Genomic DNA, 17,699 nt, shown 5'->3' on the forward strand with positions numbered 1-17,699 from the left:
GGTGGGGGGATGATCGTGAGGACCGCGCCCACCCATGAACTCGGTGCCGGACGGCTCCACGCCGTCCGCGCCCTGCTCGACGCCGCCTTCGACGGGGACTTCTCCGAGGAGGACTGGGACCACACGCTCGGCGGGATCCACGCCTGGATCGAGGACGGGCGGGGGATCGCCGCGCACGGCGCCGTCGTCCAGCGCCGGGTGCTGCACCGCGGGCGCTCGTACCGGATCGGGTACGTCGAAGGGGTCGCCGTCCGGGCCGACGTGCGCCGGCGGGGCCTCGGCGGCGCCCTGACGGGCGCCCTGGAGCGGGTGGTCGACGCCACCCACGCCTTCGGCGCGCTCTCCGCGTCCGACGAGGGCGCGGCGCTCTACCGGGCGCGCGGCTGGCGGGTCTGGGAGGGGCGGATCGAGGTGCTCGGGCCCGGCGGGACCGTCCGCCTCCCGGAGGAGGAGGGCGGCGTGTACGTCCGCGCGGCCGGAGCCGCGGCGCTGCCCGACGCCGCCGCCCCGCTGGTCTTCGACTGGCGGGACGGCGACGTGGTGTGAGGGAGGGTCAAGGGCGCCGGGCGGCCTGCTCCGCCCGGCCCCGGGCCGTCTCCAGCTGGGAGGTGACCAGGGCGGAGAACGCCGAGGCGAGGGCGATCGAGAGCGCGAGCCCGCCGGTGCCGAGCGCCCCCACGAAGCACGCCGTCGTCGCGCCGCCGACCACCACCGCCCAGACCACGAGCGCCGCCTTGCCGCGGCGGCTGAGGAACAGCCGGCGCAGCGGGGTCTCCGGCCGGGTCTCCAGGGCGCCCGCCGGGCCCGCCGTCGCCGCCCGGGGCCGCTTGAAGTAGCCGTACACCAGCCACTCCCCGCACGGCTCCCAGCCCTCCGGCTCCAGCTCCGCCAGGACCTTCGCGCGGCGCCGGCCGCCGACGACCTCGCGGCGGTACTCCCAGCGCAGCGCCGCCGACCGGGAGCGCCGGCAGACGAACCGGCCGAGGGGGTCCAGGCCCTCCACCTCCCAGCCCTGCTCGCCGTGGACGGCGAGCATCCGGCGGTCGTTGAACAGGTCGGCGGTCCAGGTCCAGGACTCGGCCGCGGCGTCCGGCTCCCCGGGCGCCGGGGCGAGCCCGCCGAGTCCCGCCGCGAACGCGGCGGCGGGCCCGAACTCCTCCTCCGGTGCCGCACCGGTCTCCGCCAGGTGCCCGCGCAGGTCCTCGACGGTGGCGGCGATCTGGGCGTCCGGCACGCCGGCCCGGCGCAGCGCGCCGGTGAGCTCGGTGAAGTAGGCGTCGGTGGTCATGGTGCGGTGGTCCCCCCTGGGCCGAGCATGGTTCCTACGGAGCGGTGGAAGTCCCGCCAGGCGGCGCTCTCGGCGGCGAGCAGCTCGCGCCCGGAGGCGGTGAGCCGGTAGTAGCGGCGCCCCGGTCCGCGTTCCGACGCGCGGAACTCGGCCTCCACCAGGCCGCCCTCTTCCAGCCGGTTCAGGACGGGGTAGAGCGTCCCGCCCTTGATCTCGCCGAGGCCCGCCTCGGCGAGCGCCCTGCCGATCTCGTATCCGTAGCTCTCTCCGTCGGTCAGGCGGGAGAGGACGAGGAGGTCGAGGACTCCCTTGAGCCAGCTGGATCTGCGGTCTGCGGCCATGACTGCATTGGATCACCAGCTAGGTAGGAACGCAAACTAGATAGCTACGCAAGAGCCGGGGTGCCGTCTCAGATAGTAGGAAGTCCGAGTAATTGTGGAGACAGATGAGGGCGCCTGCCCTAGCTTTGTAGAAGCCGAACGTCTCGCTTCATCAGCGAATGGCGGTCGAGAGCGCGACGCCCTGTGCAGGCAACCCCTGCGGCGGCGCTCCCCGCCCCCTTCCGGCGCCTCCGATCACCCGATCTCCCGATCGCAGCTGATCTCCGCACATCCGGATCACCACTGATCTCAAGGAGTCGATCCCTCATGGCCGCTCAGACCGCCCCCCGCGTCCGCCACTCCGCCACCCGTCCCAGCGACGAGGCCCGGCAGAACGCCGCCGCCGCCCTCCAGCGCGCCCTCGACCGCCGTGACAACGGCGGCTCCACCGGCCACTGACCCGTCCGGAGCCTGTCCGTTCGTCCACATGGTGGACGATGCGTGTCAGACGATGGGACGAAGAGTAGGGTGCCGCCATGTCTCACAGCATCAATCTCGCAGTCATTCCCGGCGACGGCATCGGCCAGGAGGTCGTGGCCCAGGGCCTCAAGGTCCTCGCGGCCGTGCTTCCCCAGGACGTGAAGCTGGAGACCGAGGAGTACGACTTCGGCGCCCGGCGCTACCACGCCACCGGTGAGACCCTCACCGACGCCGACCTCGCCTCCCTCAAGAAGCACGACGCCATCCTGCTCGGCGCGATCGGCGACCCCTCGGTCCCGTCCGGCGTCCTGGAGCGCGGCTTCCTGCTGAAGCTGCGCTTCGCCTTCGACCACCACGTGAACCTGCGTCCCTCGAAGCTGCTCCCCGGCGTATCGACCCCGCTCGCCGGCCAGCCCGCGATCGACTTCGTCGTGGTCCGCGAGGGCACCGAGGGCCCGTACACGGGCAACGGCGGCACCATCCGCAAGGGCACCCCGCACGAGGTCGCCACCGAGGTATCGGTCAACACCGCCTTCGGTGTCGAGCGGGTCGTCCGGGACGCCTTCGCCCGCGCCCAGGCCCGTCCGCGCAAGAAGCTGACGCTGGTCCACAAGAACAACGTGCTGACCTTCGCCGGCCACCTCTGGACCGACACCTTCAACCGTGTCGCCCAGGAGTTCCCCGAGGTCACCACCGACTACCTGCACGTCGACGCCGCGACGATCTTCCTCGTCACCGACCCGGCCCGCTTCGACGTCATCGTCACCGACAACCTCTTCGGCGACATCATCACCGACCTCGCCGCGGCCGTCTCCGGCGGCATCGGCGTCGCCGCCTCGGGCAACATCAACCCGAGCCGCGACTTCCCGTCCATGTTCGAGCCGGTCCACGGCTCCGCGCCGGACATCGCGGGCCAGGGCAAGGCCGACCCCACGGCCACCGTCCTCTCCGTCGCCCTCCTGCTGCGCCACCTCGGCCACGAGGCCGAGGCCGCCCGGGTCGAGGCGGCCGTCGAGGCCGACCTCACCGAGCGGGGCGACTCCGTCCGCACGACGGACGAGATCGGCGACGCGCTCGCCGCGCGCGTAGCGAGCTGACCCGCGCCGCCACACGGACACCACGGAGCAGCCGCCGGGTCGTACAGACGCCCGGCGGCTGTTCCGCGTACGCGGTCACGGGGCGCCGGGCCCCCCAGGACCTCCGGGCAGGCCCTACCCTCCCTATCACCGGATCGCGCTCACCCGCGCCGCGTACACCCGTTTCGTCCACCGGTCCCCCCGGGCGATAATCGAACGTGGGGCCGCGGCATGCGGGCACGCCGTGGGCGCGGTCCGACCCACACAACCGGTGAAGGACACGCACTCATGACCAAGCCCTCGATCGAGCTCAAGCCCTCCTCCAGCCCGCTGTCCACCGCGGAGCGCGAGGCGATCCTGGTCAACCCGGGATTCGGCCGCCACTTCACCGACCACATGGTCACCATCCGCTGGACCGAGGGCCGCGGCTGGCACGACGGCCAGCTCGTGCCGTACGGCCCGCTCTCCCTCGACCCGGCGACCAGCGTCCTCCACTACGCGCAGGAGATTTTCGAGGGCCTGAAGGCGTACCGCCGCCCCGACGGCTCGGTGGCCACCTTCCGCCCCGACGCCAACGCCCGCCGCTTCCAGTCCTCGGCGCACCGCCTCGGCATGCCGGAGCTCCCGGTCGAGACCTTCATCGAGGCGTGCGACGTCCTGGTCCGCCAGGACGAGGCGTGGGTCCCGCCGCACGGTGGGGAGGAGTCCCTCTACCTGCGCCCGTTCATGATCGCGACCGAGGTCGGACTGGGCGTCCGTCCGGCCAACGAGTACCTCTTCGTGGTCATCGCCTCCCCGGCCGGCGCGTACTTCCCGGCCGGCGTGAAGCCGGTCTCCATCTGGGCCTCCGAGGACCGCGTCCGCGCCGTCCCCGGCGGCGTCGGCGACGCCAAGACCGGCGGCAACTACGCCGCCTCCCTGCTCGCCCAGGCCGAGGCCGCCGAGAAGGGCTGCGTGCAGGTCGCCTACCTCGACGCCGTCGAGCACAAGTGGGTCGAGGAGCTCGGCGGCATGAACCTGTACTTCGTGTACGGGAACAAGATCGTCACCCCCACCCTCACCGGTTCGCTGCTCGCGGGCATCACCCGCGACTCCCTCCTCCAGGTCGCCCGTGACCTCGGTTACGAGGCGGAGGAGGGCCGCGTCTCCATCGACCAGTGGCAGGAGGACTCCGCGAACGGCACCCTCACCGAGGTCTTCGCCTGCGGCACCGCCGCCGTCATCACCCCCGTCGGCACGGTCAAGTCGGCCCGCGGCGAGTGGCAGCAGTCCGGCGGCGAGCCCGGCGAGGTCACGATGAGGCTGCGCGAGGCCCTGCTGGCGATCCAGACCGGCAAGGCCGAGGACACCCACGGCTGGGTCCACCAGCTGGGCAAGTGACGCGGGTCAGTCGACCAGCGCGCCCGGGACGGCCTCCGTCCCGGGCGCGTCGCGTTCCGGCGCGGGGGTGAGGACCGCGTACAGCAGGCCGCCGGTGAGTCCCGACAGGACGAAGCTGCAGTCGATCCCGCCGGTCAGGGTGAGCAGCGGACCCTCGTACAGCGGGGTGGAGACGGCGGCGAGGCCCACCGCCGCGCCGAGCGCCCAGGAGACCGTGGCGCGCGGGTGCCAGCCGGCCGAGAACCAGTAGACCCCGCCGCGCGAGCGCCGGTTGTAGACCTGGAGCGCCTCCGGGTCGTACGCGCCCCGGCAGCGGGCGTGCCCGATCAGGGTGATCACCGCCCACGGGGTGCCGATCGCCGTCAGGAGCAGCACGAACGAGGTCATCGCCGACTGGGCGTCCGAGGCGAAGTGCCCGAGGAAGACGAAGCCGGTGGCGACCGCGGCGACCACGAGGGTGGCGCGTGCCCGGGTGGCCCGGGGCAGGATCGCGTCGAGGTCGAGGCCCATCGAGTAGAGCATCAGGCCGGCGTTGCCGATCGAGCCGGCGGTGGCGGCGAGCAGCAGCGGGACCAGGTACCAGGCGGGGGAGGCGGCGACCAGCGGCCCCGCGTAGTCGAGGCCGGCGCGGGCGGCGAGCGCCGTGAACGTGCCGAAGAGCTGCGGCACCAGCAGGCCGGCGAGCAGCCCGAGACAGGTGGCCCGCCAGACGGTCCGGGCGCTGTGCCGGGCGGGGGAGACGTAGCGGGTGTAGTCGCCGAGCAGGGTGATGAAGGCGACCGGGCCGCTGAGGCCGGCGGCGACCGCCGAGAACAGCCAGGTCGGCCAGAAGGAGCCGAGCAGGTACGGGGTGTCCGGGACGGGCGCGGCGGTGAAGTCGCCCGCGTAGGCGGCGATCCCCACCGCGAGGAGGACGGTCATGCCGACCGCGAGCGCCTTGCTGAGCCGGAGCAGCAGCCGGTAGCCGTACACGGCGCCCACCACCGTGCAGGCCGCGAGCAGCGCGTAGGCGACGGCGTGCGCCCCGTCGCCGGCGGAGAGGCCGGTCAGACGGGCGAGGGTGCCCACCATGACGTCGCCGCCGATCCACAGGGTCAGGGCGGTGTAGCCCAGGGAGAGCAGCAGTCCCACCACGGAGCCGACGAGCCGGCCGCGGACGCCGAAGAAGGCGCCGGAGGAGGTGGAGAGGTTGGTGGCGGTCCGCAGGGACACCAGGGCCAGCGGCGCGGTGACCGCGACGCCGGCGACCGTGCCGGCGACCACGGAGGTCACCGAGCCCCACAGGCCGAGGCCGAAGGAGACGGGCAGCCAGCCGAAGACGATCACCCCCAGGCAGAGGTTGGAGCCGAGGAGGATCGCGACGAGGTCGCGGGGGCCGCTGGTGCGTTCGGCCTCGGGGATGGTGTCGACTCCGCGCTGTTCGATCGCCATGGGACCTCCGGAGGAGCAGAAGAGGGACAGTTTTGAGTGCCGCTCAATGTGACCTGTGCCTGTACTGCTCGTCAATGCTTGGATGTCACCGTCTCAGCATTTAGAGTGTCGCTCAAATTGGTCGACCCCTGTCTCCCCGAACCGCCTCTACTTCCTCGAGGACTCACCGCCATGACCTACCGCATGCCCGCCGAGTGGGCCCCGCACGAGCGCACCTGGATGGCCTGGCCCAGCCCCAACCCCACCTTCACCGACGACGCCGAGCTGGCCGACGCGCGCGCCGCCTGGGCCTCCGTCGCCCGCGCCGTGCGCCGCTTCGAGCCGGTGACCGTCGTGCACGGCCCCGGCCAGGGCGAGGGTGCCCGCGAGCTGCTCGGCCCCGACGTCGAGCTGGTCGAGCGCGAGCTGGACGACGCGTGGATGCGCGACATCGGCCCCACGTTCGTCAAGGACGAGGACGGCCGCCTGGCCGCCGTGGACTGGGTGTTCAACGGCTGGGGCGCCCAGGACTGGGCCCGCTGGGAGCACGACTCCCGGGCCGCCCGCCACGTCGCGGAGCTCGCGGAGGTCCCCGTCCTGAGCAGCCCGCTGGTCAACGAGGGCGGCGCGATCCACGTCGACGGCGAGGGCACGGTCCTGCTGACCGACACCGTCCAGCTCGGCCCGGGCCGCAACCCCGAGTGGACCCGCGAGCAGGTCGAGGCCGAGATCCACGCCAAGCTCGGCACCACCAAGGCGATCTGGCTGCCGCACGGCCTGGCCGGCGACTACGGCATGTACGGCACCCAGGGCCACGTCGACATCGTCGCGGCCTTCGCCCGGCCCGGCACCGTCGTCGTGCACAGCCAGCAGGACCCGGCCCACCCGGACTTCGTCCGCTCGCAGACGTACGTGGAGATCCTCCGCGGCCGGACCGACGCGCAGGGCCGCCCCCTGGAGGTCGTGGAGATCCCCGCCCCCACCGTCCTGAAGGACGAGGAGGGCGACTGGGTCGACTACTCGTACATCAACCACTACCTGTGCAACGGCGCCGTGATCCTCTGCGCCTTCGACGACCCGAACGACGAGATCGCGGCCGACGTCTTCCGCGGCCTCTTCCCGGAGCGCGAGGTCGTCCTGGTCGACGCCCGCACGATCTTCGCGGGCGGCGGCGGCATCCACTGCATCACCCAGCAGCAGCCGGCGGTGTAGGGAACCGGCTCGCCGCGGCCGCACGAGCGGCGGATCCCGTACGCCGTCGTGCCGCACGCCTCGGGGCGCGGGCCGGACGGCCGCATCCTGTAGAACGTACGAGTGAGTCAGCGCAGCAACCCGGCCCCCGCCCGCCGCCGCAACCAGGCGGCCCCGCCCCGTGAGGACGTCTTCGCGGCGGCGATGGACACCGTCGCCGAGCGCGGGCTCGACGGGCTCACGATGGCCGGACTCGGGCGGCAGGTCGGGATGAGCAGCGGCCACCTGCTGTACTACTTCCGGACCAAGGACGAGCTGCTGCTCCAGACCCTGGAGTGGAGCGAGGGACGGCTCGGGGCCGAGCGCGGGGCGCTGCTCTCCGGCCCCGGGACCTCGCGGGAGCGCCTCGACGGATACGTCGACGTGTACGTGCCCGTCGGGCCGCGCGACCCGCACTGGACGCTCTGGCTGGAGGTCTGGAACCGCTCGCAGAACGCCGCCGAGGACGCCCGCGCCCGCCAGGCCGCCATCGAGGGGGCCTGGCACCGGGACCTCGTCGCGATCCTCGCCGAGGGCGTCTCGCGCGGTGAGTTCCGGCCCGTGGACCCGGACCGCTTCGCCACCCGGATGCGCGCACTCCTGGACGGATTCAGCGTGCACGTCGCGGTCGGCCTGCCCGGCACAGGGCGGAACGAAGTCCTCGCTCAGGTAAGGGAGTTCATCGACGAAACCCTGATCCCGCGAACGTAACGCACGCAAGTACTCCCGATCGTCGCCCTCTGCGCCCTTGTTGTGCGGGGGTTCCCTCCGGCACGGTTCCGGACCATGGGACGAGATCACTGGAAGAAGATCTGGGTCGGCTCGGCCGGCAACATGGTCGAGTGGTTCGACTGGTTCGTCTACGCGAGCTTCGCCGTCTACTTCGCGGGCGCCTTCTTCCCCGAGGGCGACGACACGGCCAAACTCATGAACACCGCCGGCATCTTCGCCGTCGGCTTCTTCATGCGCCCCGTCGGCGGCTGGCTCCTCGGCCGGGTCGGCGACCGGAAGGGCCGCAAGGCCGCGCTCACCCTCACCGTCACCCTCATGTCCGCCTCGGCGCTGCTCATCGCCGTCGCCCCCACCTACGCCGTCGCCGGCTACGGCGGCGCCGCCGTCCTCCTCGTCGCCCGCCTCCTCCAGGGCCTCTCCGTCGGCGGCGAGTACGCGGCCAGCGCCACCTATCTCACCGAGGCGTCCGCCCCCGGCCACCGCGGCTTCGCCTCCAGCTTCCAGTACGTCTCCATGACCGCCGGACAGGTCCTCGGCCTGGGCCTCCAGATCGTCCTCCAGCACACCCTCTCCACCGAGGCCCTGCACAGCTGGGGCTGGCGCATCCCCTTCGTCATCGGCGCCCTCGGCGCCGCCGTCGTCTTCTACCTGCGCCGGAACATGCTGGAGACCGAGGTGTACGAGGAGACCGCCGACGCAGGCGTCGCCCCGGGCCGGCAGGGCACCCTCGGCGCGCTCTGGGACCACCGCCGCGAGGCGTTCCTCGTCATCGCCCTCACCATGGGCGGCACGGTGGCCTACTACACGTACACCACCTACCTGACCAAGTACCTCTCCCACAGCGCCGGCCTGCCCAAGCAGACCGCCACCCTGGTCTCCTTCTGCGCGCTCATCGTCTTCGCCTGTCTCCAGCCGCTGGCCGGCCGGCTCTCCGACCGGATCGGCCGCCGCCCCCTCCTCGTCACCTTCGCCGTCGGCTCCACCCTCCTCACGGTGCCGATCCTCACGATGCTGAAGCGCGCCGACTCCTTCTGGCCCGCCCTCGGCCTCTCGCTCCTCGCGCTGCTCGTCGTCACCGGCTACACCTCGATCAACGCCTGCGTGAAGGCGGAGCTGTTCCCCACCGGCATCCGCGCCCTCGGGGTGGCCCTGCCGTACGCGATCGCCAACGCCCTCTTCGGCGGCACCGCCGAGTACGTGGCCCTCTGGTTCAAGAACGCCGGCGTCGAATCCGGCTTCGCCTGGTACGTGGCGGGCTGCGCGGCCGTCTCGCTGATCGTCTACCTGACGATGCGGGAGACCCGCGACATCGACCTGGCCCGGGTGGGCACCTCCGGGGGAACGGCCGCCGCGCCCGACCCCGTACCGCCGGCCAGGAGGACCGGCACCGCCGTGAATTCCGCATCGTGAGATCCGAGTCCTGAACCGCGCGGGCCTGTGGCAGACTGCGGGCGTGCTTGCTACCACGATGATTATCGGCAGCAGCGCGCCGGTCCGCAGTGACCGCTGAACCCCGGGACTCCACCCCCGTGACGGCGGCCACCGTGCCCCAGACCCGCGCGCAGACCTCTCGCACCCGCGAGGGGTTTTTTCGTTTTCCGGCCCCACCCGAACCGGAGACGGACAGCGCGTGAGAATGGGGGCAAGTGGATCCATACCTTCCGGAGCCACATCCGACAGGAGCCAACACAGTCATGACCACCGAGAACGGCGAGAGCCCCCGTCCGGGCGCCGGCCCGGCCGACGACAGCTTCCACGTCTTCGACACGACGCTCCGCGACGGAGCCCAGCGTGAGGGCATCAACCTCACCGTCGCGGACAAGCTGACCATCGCCCGGCACCTCGACGAGTTCGGCGTCGGCTTCATCGAGGGCGGCTGGCCCGGCGCCAACCCGCGCGACACCGAGTTCTTCGCCCGCGCCCGCCAGGAGATCACCTTCCAGCACGCGCAGCTCGTCGCCTTCGGCGCCACCCGCAGGGCCGGCGGCAGCGCCGCCGACGACCCGCAGGTCAAGGCGCTGCTCGACTCCGGCGCCCCGGTGATCACCCTGGTGGCCAAGTCCCACGACCGGCACGTCGAACTGGCCCTGCGCACCACGCTCGACGAGAACCTGGAGATGGTCCGCGACACCGTCGCCCACCTGCGCGCCCAGGGCCGCCGCGTCTTCGTCGACTGCGAGCACTTCTTCGACGGCTACAAGGCGAACCCCGCCTACGCCAAGGCCGTCGTCAGCGCCGCGCACGAGGCCGGCGCCGACGTCGTCATCCTCTGCGACACCAACGGCGGCATGCTCCCCGCCCAGGTCCAGGCCGTCGTCGCCACCGTCCTCGCCGACACCGGCGCCCGGCTCGGCATCCACGCCCAGGACGACACGGGCTGCGCCGTCGCCAACACCCTCGCCGCCGTCGACGCCGGCGCCACCCACGTCCAGTGCACCGCCAACGGCTACGGCGAGCGGGTCGGCAACGCCAACCTCTTCCCGGTCGTCGCCGCCCTGGAGATCAAGTACGGCAAGAAGGTGCTGCCCGACGGCGCCCTCGCCGAGATGACCCGGATCTCGCACGCCATCGCCGAGGTCGTCAACCTCACCCCCTCCACCCACCAGCCGTACGTGGGCGTCTCCGCCTTCGCCCACAAGGCCGGCCTGCACGCCTCCGCCATCAAGGTCGACCCCGACCTCTACCAGCACATCGACCCCGAGCTGGTCGGCAACACCATGCGGATGCTCGTCTCCGACATGGCCGGCCGCGCCTCCATCGAGCTCAAGGGCAAGGAGCTCGGCGTCGACCTCGGCGGCGACCGCGCCCTGGTCGCCCGGGTCGTCGAGCGGGTCAAGGAGCGCGAGCTCCAGGGGTACACCTACGAGGCCGCCGACGCCTCCTTCGAACTGCTGCTCCGCGCCGAGGCCGAGGGCCGGGCCCGCCGCTACTTCCGCACCGAGTCCTGGCGGGCGATCACCGAGAACCGTCCCGACGGCACCCACGCCAACGAGGCCACCGTCAAGCTGTGGGCCAAGGGCGAGCGGATGCTCGCGACCGCCGAGGGCAACGGCCCGGTCAACGCCCTCGACCGCGCCCTGCGGGTGGCCCTGGAGCGGATCTACCCGCAGCTCGCCAAGTTCGAGCTGGTCGACTACAAGGTCCGCATCCTCGAAGGCCGGCACGGCACCGAGTCCACCACCCGCGTCCTCGTCACCACGAGCGACGGCAACACCGAGTGGGCCACCGTCGGCGTCGGCGAGAACGTGATCGCCGCCTCCTGGCAGGCCATCGAGGACGCCTTCACCTACGGTCTGCTGCGGGCCGGGGTCGACCCCGCCGAATGAGACCGATCTTCGCCAGATATGTCTAGTTCGATCCCGTTCGGGTAATTTCGAACCATGAGGACCAGGGCGATATCGGTGTGGTCGGCCCTCGCCGGGCTGATCCTCCTGCTGCTCCTGGCCCTGGCCCCCGCGTCGGCGGGGGCCAGGGCCACCGGCGTCCCCGACGTGGGCGCGGCGCTGAGAGAGGGGCCGGTCTACGTCGATCCCGGCGCCGCCGACCAGCTCTCGGCGGCCGACGCGGCCGCCCTCGCCCAGCGGATCGAGGACGCCGACAAGCCCCTCTTCGTGGCCGTGCTGCCGGAGGGTGCGGAGTACCCGCCGCAGGGGCTCATCGACAACGTGCGCGAGCAGACCGGGATCGCCGGCGTGTACGCCGTGCGGCTCGGCGACCGCTTCGACGCGAAGGCCGACACCCGGGTGCTGTCGGCGGGCGCGGTCGAGAACATGGTCACCGCCGTCGACCGGCCCGGCGCCGACGCCGCCACCGAACTGAACGCCTTCGCCGACCAGGCCCTCCCCGCCATGCGCGGCACCGCGCCGGACGCCTGGGCCGGCGGATCGTCCGACTCCGGCGTGCCGGTCGCCGGCCTCGTCACCCTCGGCGCGGTCGTCGCCGCCGGCGGCGCGGGCGCCTACGCCGTGGTGCGCGGCCGGCGGAAGCGCAAGGAGGCGGAGGAGCGGGCCGCGCTGGAGAAGCTCCAGGTCGTCGTCGACGAGGACATCACCGCCTTTGGCGAGGAGCTGGAACGGCTCGACTTCCACCCGGCCGAGCGCGGCGCCGACGAGGCGATGCGCGCCGACTACGAACAGGCCCTGGACTCCTACGACCGGGCGAAGTCCCGGATGGGCTCGGCGACCAGACCGCACGACGTCCGGGGCGTGACCCAGGCCCTGGAGGACGGCCGCTACGCGCTGGCGGTGCTCGACGCCCGCCGCGGCTCCCGCCCGCTGCCCGAGCGCCGGCCCCCGTGCTTCTTCGACCCGCGCCACGGCCCGTCCACCGAGGACCGCACCTGGACCCCGGCCGGCGGGGCCTCCCGCGAGATCCCGGTCTGCGCCGCCGACGCGGCCCGGCTGGACGACGGCGAGGAGCCGGCCGCCCGAACCGTCGAGACCGGCTCGGGCCGCCGCCCCTACTGGGAGGCGGGCCCGGCGTACGGCCCCTGGGCGGGCGGCTACTTCGGCGGCGGTCTGCTGCCCGGCCTCCTCATGGGCACCCTCCTGGGCTCGACCCTCTCCACCCCGGCGTACGCCTCCGAGTACGGAGGCCCCGACTTCCAGGACGGCGACTTCGGCGGAGGCGGCGACTTCGGCGGCGACTTCGGGGGCGGCGACTTCGGCGGAGGCGGGGGCTTCGGCGGCGGCGACTTCGGCGGCGGTGGCGGCTTCGACGGCGGCGGAGGCTTCTGACGGCCCCGTCCGCCGCCCGCCCCCGTTCTCGCGCTCGTCGCCCCCGCCCGACCCGCCCCCGCACCCGTCAGACCAGCGGCTTCACCGACATCAGCAGGTGACGGTGGCGGTCGTCGTCGCCGTCGGTGAGCAGGGCGCGCTGGCCCGGGCCCAGCAGGTGGAGCCGTACCTCCTCGGCGGTGAACCGGTCCAGGGCGTCCAGCAGATAGCCCGGGTTGAACGCGACCGTCATGGCGCCGGAGCCGGTGAGCGTGGCGGGCAGCCGCTGGGAGGCCACGTCGTCCTCGTACCCCGCCTGGAGCCGGAGCACCGTGCCGTCGAAGGCGAGCTGGACCGGGCTGTCGCCCTCGGCGACCACCGCGACCCGCTTCACCGCCTCGACGAGCGCGGTCCGGCCGGTGACCGCGACGGTGTGGTCGCCGAGGGCGAACAGCTTGTCGTGGCGGGGGAGCCGGCCGTCGAGCAGCCGGGCGGTGGTGCGCAGACCGGCGCTCTCGAAGCCGATGGAGTGGGCGTCGAGCCCGAGCCGGACCCGGCCGCCCGCGAGGAAGGAGCGCGCGGTCTCGGCGAGACGGCGGGCGGGCACGACGACGTCGGCGGGCTCGGCGGGGGCGGCGCCGGAGTCCGGGTACCACTCCAGGGCGCGGACCGCGTACCGGTAGCGGTCCGTGGCGGCCAGGGTCATCACCGGCCCGTCCAGCGCGAGCCGTATGCCGGTGAGGACCGGCAGCGCGTCGTCCCGCCCGGCGGCCGCCGTGACCTGGCCGACCGCCTCCGCGAAGGCGGCCGCGTCGACCTCGCCGAGGACCGGCGGCAGCGCCGGCGCCGCCGGATGGGCGTCGAGCGGCAGCAGCGAGAGGCCGAAGCGCACGTCGCCGGAGGTGACCGAGAGCCGGGCGCCCTCCACGGCGAGGCCGGTCCGGCCGCGCGGCAGCACCTTGCAGATGTCGAGGAGCCGCCGGCCGAGCACCAGGGCGCGGCCGGGGATCACGGTCTCCGCGTCGACCTCGACGCGCGCCGACGCCTCGTGGTCGAGCCCGAAGACGCTCAGCCGGCCGTCCTCCCCGGCCTCCAGGAGCAGTCCGCCGAGGACGGGCATGGGGGAGCGGGCGGGCAGGACGCGCGCGGCCCGTCCGACGGCTTCGGTCAGGACGGCACTGTCGATGTGGATCTCCATGCCGGCGACGCTAACGGCCGCCTCTGACAACGGCGTCGGCGAGCGGTTCCAGGCGCGCGGCGGGCCGGGCCGCAGCCGGGCCGTGGAGCCGAGCGCGCGCGCTCACGGTGTCCGCGCTCACCCTGCTCGCGCTCGGCCGCCGCCGCACCCTCGGCGTGGTGGTGCTGATGGCGATCGTCCCCTTCGGCGACGCCGCGGCCGTCCTCACCCACGGCGGCGGCTACGCGGCGGCCCTCGGCATCCACGCCGCCACCGGGGTCGTGGTCCTGCTCACCGCCGGACTCCTCCTCGCCGGCTCGGCGCCGGAGGCCCGCCCCCGCCCTGTGAGCGCCCCCGCCCTGTGAGGCGCCCCGGGCCTGTGAGCGCCCCGGGCCGTCCCGGCCGCCGGCGACCCGCCCGCCACCCGCTCCGGAGAACGCCGAGCGCCCGCCGTCCGCTGTGCAGCGGAGGGCGGGCGCGCTCGTGTCCGGGCCCTGCGGGAGAGGGTCAGGCGGCGTTCTTGATCGCGGAGATGTCGAAGTTCAGCTTCACCTTGTCGCTGACCACGACGCCGCCGGTCTCCAGGGCCGCGTTCCAGGTGAGGCCCCACTCGGAGCGGAGGATCTCGGCGGAGCCCTCGAAGCCGACGCGCTCGTTGCCGTACGGGTCGGTGGCCGTGCCGTTGAACTCCAGGTCGATGGAGAGCGGCTTGGTGACGTCCTTGATGGTCAGGTCGCCGGTGATGCGGTACTTGTCGCCGCCGAGCTGCGCCGCCTCGGTGGAGCGGAAGGTCATCAGCGGGAACTGCTCGGCGTCGAAGAAGTCGCCGCTGCGCAGGTGGGTGTCGCGGTCGCCGATGCCGGTGTCGATGGAGGCGATCCGGACGTCGATGGAGGCGCTGGACGCGGCCGGGTCGCTGCCGTTCAGCGTCAGGGCGCCCTCGTGCTCGCCGAAGGAGCCGCGGACGTTGGTGACCATCGCGTGGCGGACGGTGAAGCCGATGCTGCTGTGCGCGGCGTCGATGGTGTAGTCGCCGGTCAGGGCGGCCAGGGCCGGGTCCACGGGGAGGGTGGTGGTGGCGGACTCGGTGTTCTTGCGGCCGAAGAGACCCATGACGTGCTCCTTGTCGGGGGGTGTCGTTGAAGACGGGGTGTTGTTGAACCTTCAACGAGAACGACTGTAACCCCATTCGGTTCAACTTTCAACATCTAGCGCCGAGGTTCATCCGAACGGCGTCACGCGGGCGCCGACGCCCTCTGGCGGACGCGCGTAGAACTGCGGCACCATCTCCCTGCGCGACGAGCACCACCTGCACAGCCGTCCCCACCCGTCACGGTCACCAGCAGGAGGAGACCCCCGTGAAGCTCCGCTCCGTCCTCACCGCCCTGGCCCTCGTCCTCGGCGCCCTCTTCGCCCCCGGCTTCGGCGCCCTCACCGCCGCCGGCGAGGCCCACGCCGCCACCAAGATCAGCCACGCCACCGCGACCTCGATGTTCCGTTCCTCCGGCATCACCTGGTCGTCCTCCGGAGGCTGCTCCACCCGCACCAACCCCACCTGCACCTCCTTCGAACAGCTCAACCTCGCCACCGCCCAGGGCGCCCAGACCCTGAGGAGCGCCAGCGGCTGCGCGCTCAACATCACCGGCGGCACCGAGACCGGCCACGCGGGCGGCACCTACTCGCACTGGAACGGCTACAAGCTGGACTTCAGCAAGTACACGTGCCTCGGGAACTACATCAAGAACACGTTCACCTACATCGGCGTGCGCGGGGACGGCGCCCCGCAGTGGCGCTCCGGCGCGGGCAACGTCTACGCCGACGAGGGCAACCACTGGGACGTGACCTTCTACAACTGCGGCGGCTGCTGACCCACCCCGCCGCCGACCGCGCGGGCCCCCGCGGCTTGGGGGCCCGCGCGATGCGTTTGTGGAACCTCCACAAGCAAAGGGGGTTCCTGGCTGTGGACTCGCTCCGTCGGGTCCCAGGTTCTGTCCGGCCCCGCCAGGAATCGACACGCGAGACTGTACGGAGTCGACGGCGGGGTTTCCTTGGTCGAGTTCGTAGGGTCGGTACATGACCCTTGTCGACGAGATCCCGAGCGAGCCCACCGACGCACGTGGCCGCGTCGCCGAACTGCACGACCTGCGGCAGCAGGCGTTGGCCGGCCCCAGCGAGCGCGCGACCGAGGCCCAGCACGCGAAGGGCAAGCTGACCGCGCGCGAGCGCATCGAGCTGCTCCTCGACCCGGGTTCCTTCAACGAGGTCGAGCAGCTCCGCCGGCACCGCGCCCAGGGCTTCGGCCTGGAGTCCAGGAAGCCCTACACCGACGGTGTCATCACCGGCTGGGGCACCGTCGAGGGCCGCACGGTCTTCGTCTACGCCCACGACTTCCGGATCTTCGGCGGCGCGCTGGGCGAGGCCCACGCCACCAAGATCCACAAGATCATGGACATGGCCATCGCGGCCGGCGCCCCGCTGGTCTCCCTCAACGACGGCGCCGGCGCCCGCATCCAGGAGGGCGTCTCCGCCCTCGCCGGCTACGGCGGCATCTTCCAGCGCAACACCAAGGCGTCCGGCGTCATCCCGCAGATCAGCGTGATGCTCGGCCCGTGCGCCGGCGGCGCCGCCTACAGCCCCGCCCTCACGGACTTCGTCTTCATGGTCCGCGAGACCTCGCAGATGTTCATCACCGGCCCGGACGTCGTCAAGGCGGTCACCGGCGAGGAGATCACCCAGAACGGCCTCGGCGGCGCCGACGTGCACGCCGAGACCTCCGGCGTCGCGCACTTCGCGTACGACGACGAGGAGACCTGCATCGCCGAGGTGCGCTACCTCCTGTCGATGCTCCCGCAGAACAACCGCGAGAACCCGCCGACCGTCGCCTCCGAGGACCCGGCCGACCGCCGCTCGGACGTCCTGCTCGACCTGGTGCCCGCCGACGGCAACCGCCCGTACGACATGCACAAGGTCATCGAGGAGCTCGTCGACGAGGGCGACTACCTGGAGATCCACGAGCGCTGGGCGCGCAACATCATCTGCGCCCTCGCCCGCCTCGACGGCCAGGTCGTCGGCATCGTCGCCAACCAGCCGCAGTCCCTCGCCGGCGTCCTCGACATCGAGGCGTCCGAGAAGGCCGCGCGCTTCGTGCAGATGTGCGACGCCTTCAACATTCCGATCATCACCCTTCTGGACGTCCCCGGCTTCCTCCCGGGCGTCGACCAGGAGCACGGTGGAATCATCCGCCACGGCGCGAAGCTGCTGTACGCGTACTGCAACGCGACCGTGCCCCGGATCTCGCTGATCCTGCGCAAGGCGTACGGCGGCGCTTACATCGTCATGGACTCCCAGTCCATCGGCGCCGACCTGACGTACGCCTGGCCCACCAACGAAATCGCGGTCATGGGCGCCGAGGGCGCCGCCAACGTGATCTTCCGCAAGCAGATCGCGGAGGCCGAGGACCCCGAGGCCATGCGCACCCGCATGGTCAAGGAGTACAAGGCCGAGCTGATGCACCCGTACTACGCGGCCGAGCGCGGTCTCGTCGATGACGTCATCGACCCCGCCGACACCCGCCAGGTGCTCATCCGGTCCCTCGCCATGCTCCGCACCAAGCACGCCGACCTGCCGTCCCGCAAGCACGGCAACCCGCCTCAGTAAGAGGAGCCCACCGAAGTGACCACGCCTGCCACAGCCAACCTTCTCCGCGTCGAGAAGGGCCACGCCGACCCCGAGGAGCTGGCCGCCATCACCGCGGTCCTGCTCGCCCGCGCCGCCTCACAGCCCGAGCCCGCCGTCGCCGGCCACGGCCGCACCACCGCCGGCTGGCGCCGCCTGGAGCGCGAGAACGGTTTCCGCGCCCCGCACAGCTGGCGCTGACGCCCCGGACGTACG

The 17,699-nt window shown here is 72.6% G+C and carries 18 protein-coding genes; 13 read left to right on the top strand and 5 right to left on the bottom strand.

What is annotated here, in order from left to right; translation table 11 throughout:
- The first annotated feature begins 9 nt into the window (after nt 1-9).
- Nucleotides 10-546 carry a GNAT family N-acetyltransferase gene (locus ACFVU3_RS01680; RefSeq protein ID WP_390062741.1) on the top strand — a complete coding sequence of 179 codons (537 nt, stop codon included), beginning with the start codon at nt 10-12 and terminating at the stop codon, nt 544-546.
- A gap of 7 nt (nt 547-553) precedes the next feature.
- On the opposite strand, the gene ACFVU3_RS01685 is transcribed toward ACFVU3_RS01680, so the two are convergent.
- Both ACFVU3_RS01685 and ACFVU3_RS01690 read right to left on the bottom strand, forming a co-directional pair.
- Complete coding sequence (locus ACFVU3_RS01685; protein ID WP_390062742.1) at nt 554-1,288, bottom strand: hypothetical protein; 735 nt, start codon at nt 1,286-1,288, stop codon at nt 554-556.
- Nucleotides 1,285-1,629, bottom strand: a complete 345-nt coding sequence (locus ACFVU3_RS01690; RefSeq protein WP_390062744.1) for a PadR family transcriptional regulator — start codon at nt 1,627-1,629, stop codon at nt 1,285-1,287. Before ACFVU3_RS01690 ends, ACFVU3_RS01685 begins: the two co-directional genes overlap by 4 nt.
- A gap of 306 nt (nt 1,630-1,935) precedes the next feature.
- Here ACFVU3_RS01690 and ACFVU3_RS01695 point away from each other — a divergent pair, with 306 nt between their 5' ends.
- From ACFVU3_RS01695 to ACFVU3_RS01705, 3 genes are all read left to right on the top strand, one after another.
- A complete protein-coding gene (locus tag ACFVU3_RS01695) occupies nt 1,936-2,067 on the top strand; it encodes a hypothetical protein (RefSeq protein ID WP_268254967.1) in 132 nt (43 codons plus the stop codon).
- 77 nt (nt 2,068-2,144) lie between these two features.
- The gene (locus ACFVU3_RS01700) at nt 2,145-3,185 is read left to right on the top strand and encodes a 3-isopropylmalate dehydrogenase (RefSeq protein ID WP_390062745.1); all 1,041 of its coding nucleotides are present in this window, start codon (nt 2,145-2,147) and stop codon (nt 3,183-3,185) included.
- Between the two features lie 267 nt (nt 3,186-3,452).
- Nucleotides 3,453-4,544 (top strand): branched-chain amino acid aminotransferase, encoded by a 1,092-nt coding sequence (locus tag ACFVU3_RS01705; RefSeq protein WP_390062747.1) that lies wholly within the window; start codon nt 3,453-3,455, stop codon nt 4,542-4,544.
- Nucleotides 4,545-4,550: 6 nt separating this feature from the next.
- Here the strand turns inward: ACFVU3_RS01705 and ACFVU3_RS01710 are convergent, their stop codons facing one another.
- Nucleotides 4,551-5,975, bottom strand: a complete 1,425-nt coding sequence (locus tag ACFVU3_RS01710) for a cytosine permease (protein ID WP_390062748.1) — start codon at nt 5,973-5,975, stop codon at nt 4,551-4,553.
- A 171-nt stretch (nt 5,976-6,146) separates the two neighbouring features.
- On the opposite strand from ACFVU3_RS01710, the gene ACFVU3_RS01715 reads away from it, so the two are divergent.
- The 5 genes from ACFVU3_RS01715 (at nt 6,147) to ACFVU3_RS01735 (ending at nt 12,652) form a co-directional block, all read left to right on the top strand.
- Nucleotides 6,147-7,166 carry an agmatine/peptidylarginine deiminase gene (locus ACFVU3_RS01715; RefSeq protein ID WP_390062749.1) on the top strand — a complete coding sequence of 340 codons (1,020 nt, stop codon included), beginning with the start codon at nt 6,147-6,149 and terminating at the stop codon, nt 7,164-7,166.
- Between the two features lie 183 nt (nt 7,167-7,349).
- Entirely contained in the window at nt 7,350-7,895 is a 546-nt protein-coding gene (locus ACFVU3_RS01720) for a TetR/AcrR family transcriptional regulator (RefSeq protein ID WP_390063009.1), read from the top strand.
- Nucleotides 7,896-7,970: 75 nt separating this feature from the next.
- Nucleotides 7,971-9,326, top strand: a complete 1,356-nt coding sequence (locus ACFVU3_RS01725; protein WP_390062751.1) for an MFS transporter — start codon at nt 7,971-7,973, stop codon at nt 9,324-9,326.
- Nucleotides 9,327-9,610: 284 nt separating this feature from the next.
- A complete protein-coding gene (gene cimA / locus ACFVU3_RS01730) occupies nt 9,611-11,242 on the top strand; it encodes a citramalate synthase (protein WP_189848069.1) in 1,632 nt (543 codons plus the stop codon).
- A gap of 54 nt (nt 11,243-11,296) precedes the next feature.
- The gene (locus ACFVU3_RS01735) at nt 11,297-12,652 is read left to right on the top strand and encodes a hypothetical protein (protein WP_390062753.1); all 1,356 of its coding nucleotides are present in this window, start codon (nt 11,297-11,299) and stop codon (nt 12,650-12,652) included.
- 67 nt (nt 12,653-12,719) lie between these two features.
- Here the strand turns inward: ACFVU3_RS01735 and dnaN are convergent, their stop codons facing one another.
- Nucleotides 12,720-13,829, bottom strand: a complete 1,110-nt coding sequence (dnaN, locus tag ACFVU3_RS01740; protein ID WP_390062755.1) for a DNA polymerase III subunit beta — start codon at nt 13,827-13,829, stop codon at nt 12,720-12,722.
- Nucleotides 13,830-13,936: 107 nt separating this feature from the next.
- Between dnaN and ACFVU3_RS01745 the strand changes: the two genes are divergently transcribed.
- A complete protein-coding gene (locus ACFVU3_RS01745) occupies nt 13,937-14,173 on the top strand; it encodes a DUF4267 domain-containing protein (RefSeq protein ID WP_390062757.1) in 237 nt (78 codons plus the stop codon).
- Between the two features lie 142 nt (nt 14,174-14,315).
- On the opposite strand, the gene ACFVU3_RS01750 is transcribed toward ACFVU3_RS01745, so the two are convergent.
- Nucleotides 14,316-14,921, bottom strand: a complete 606-nt coding sequence (locus ACFVU3_RS01750; RefSeq protein WP_390062759.1) for a YceI family protein — start codon at nt 14,919-14,921, stop codon at nt 14,316-14,318.
- Nucleotides 14,922-15,166: 245 nt separating this feature from the next.
- On the opposite strand from ACFVU3_RS01750, the gene ACFVU3_RS01755 reads away from it, so the two are divergent.
- The 3 genes from ACFVU3_RS01755 (at nt 15,167) to ACFVU3_RS01765 (ending at nt 17,684) form a co-directional block, all read left to right on the top strand.
- A complete protein-coding gene (locus ACFVU3_RS01755) occupies nt 15,167-15,676 on the top strand; it encodes a hypothetical protein (protein WP_390062761.1) in 510 nt (169 codons plus the stop codon).
- A gap of 205 nt (nt 15,677-15,881) precedes the next feature.
- Nucleotides 15,882-17,465: an acyl-CoA carboxylase subunit beta gene (locus ACFVU3_RS01760; RefSeq protein WP_390062763.1), complete on the top strand. Its 1,584-nt coding sequence runs from the start codon at nt 15,882-15,884 to the stop codon at nt 17,463-17,465.
- Nucleotides 17,466-17,480: 15 nt separating this feature from the next.
- Nucleotides 17,481-17,684: an acyl-CoA carboxylase subunit epsilon gene (locus tag ACFVU3_RS01765; protein WP_360317315.1), complete on the top strand. Its 204-nt coding sequence runs from the start codon at nt 17,481-17,483 to the stop codon at nt 17,682-17,684.
- Nucleotides 17,685-17,699 lie beyond the last annotated feature (15 nt).

Origin of the sequence: Streptomyces sp. NPDC058052 (genome assembly GCF_042885515.1) — a bacterium.
GTDB lineage: Bacteria > Actinomycetota > Actinomycetes > Streptomycetales > Streptomycetaceae > Streptomyces.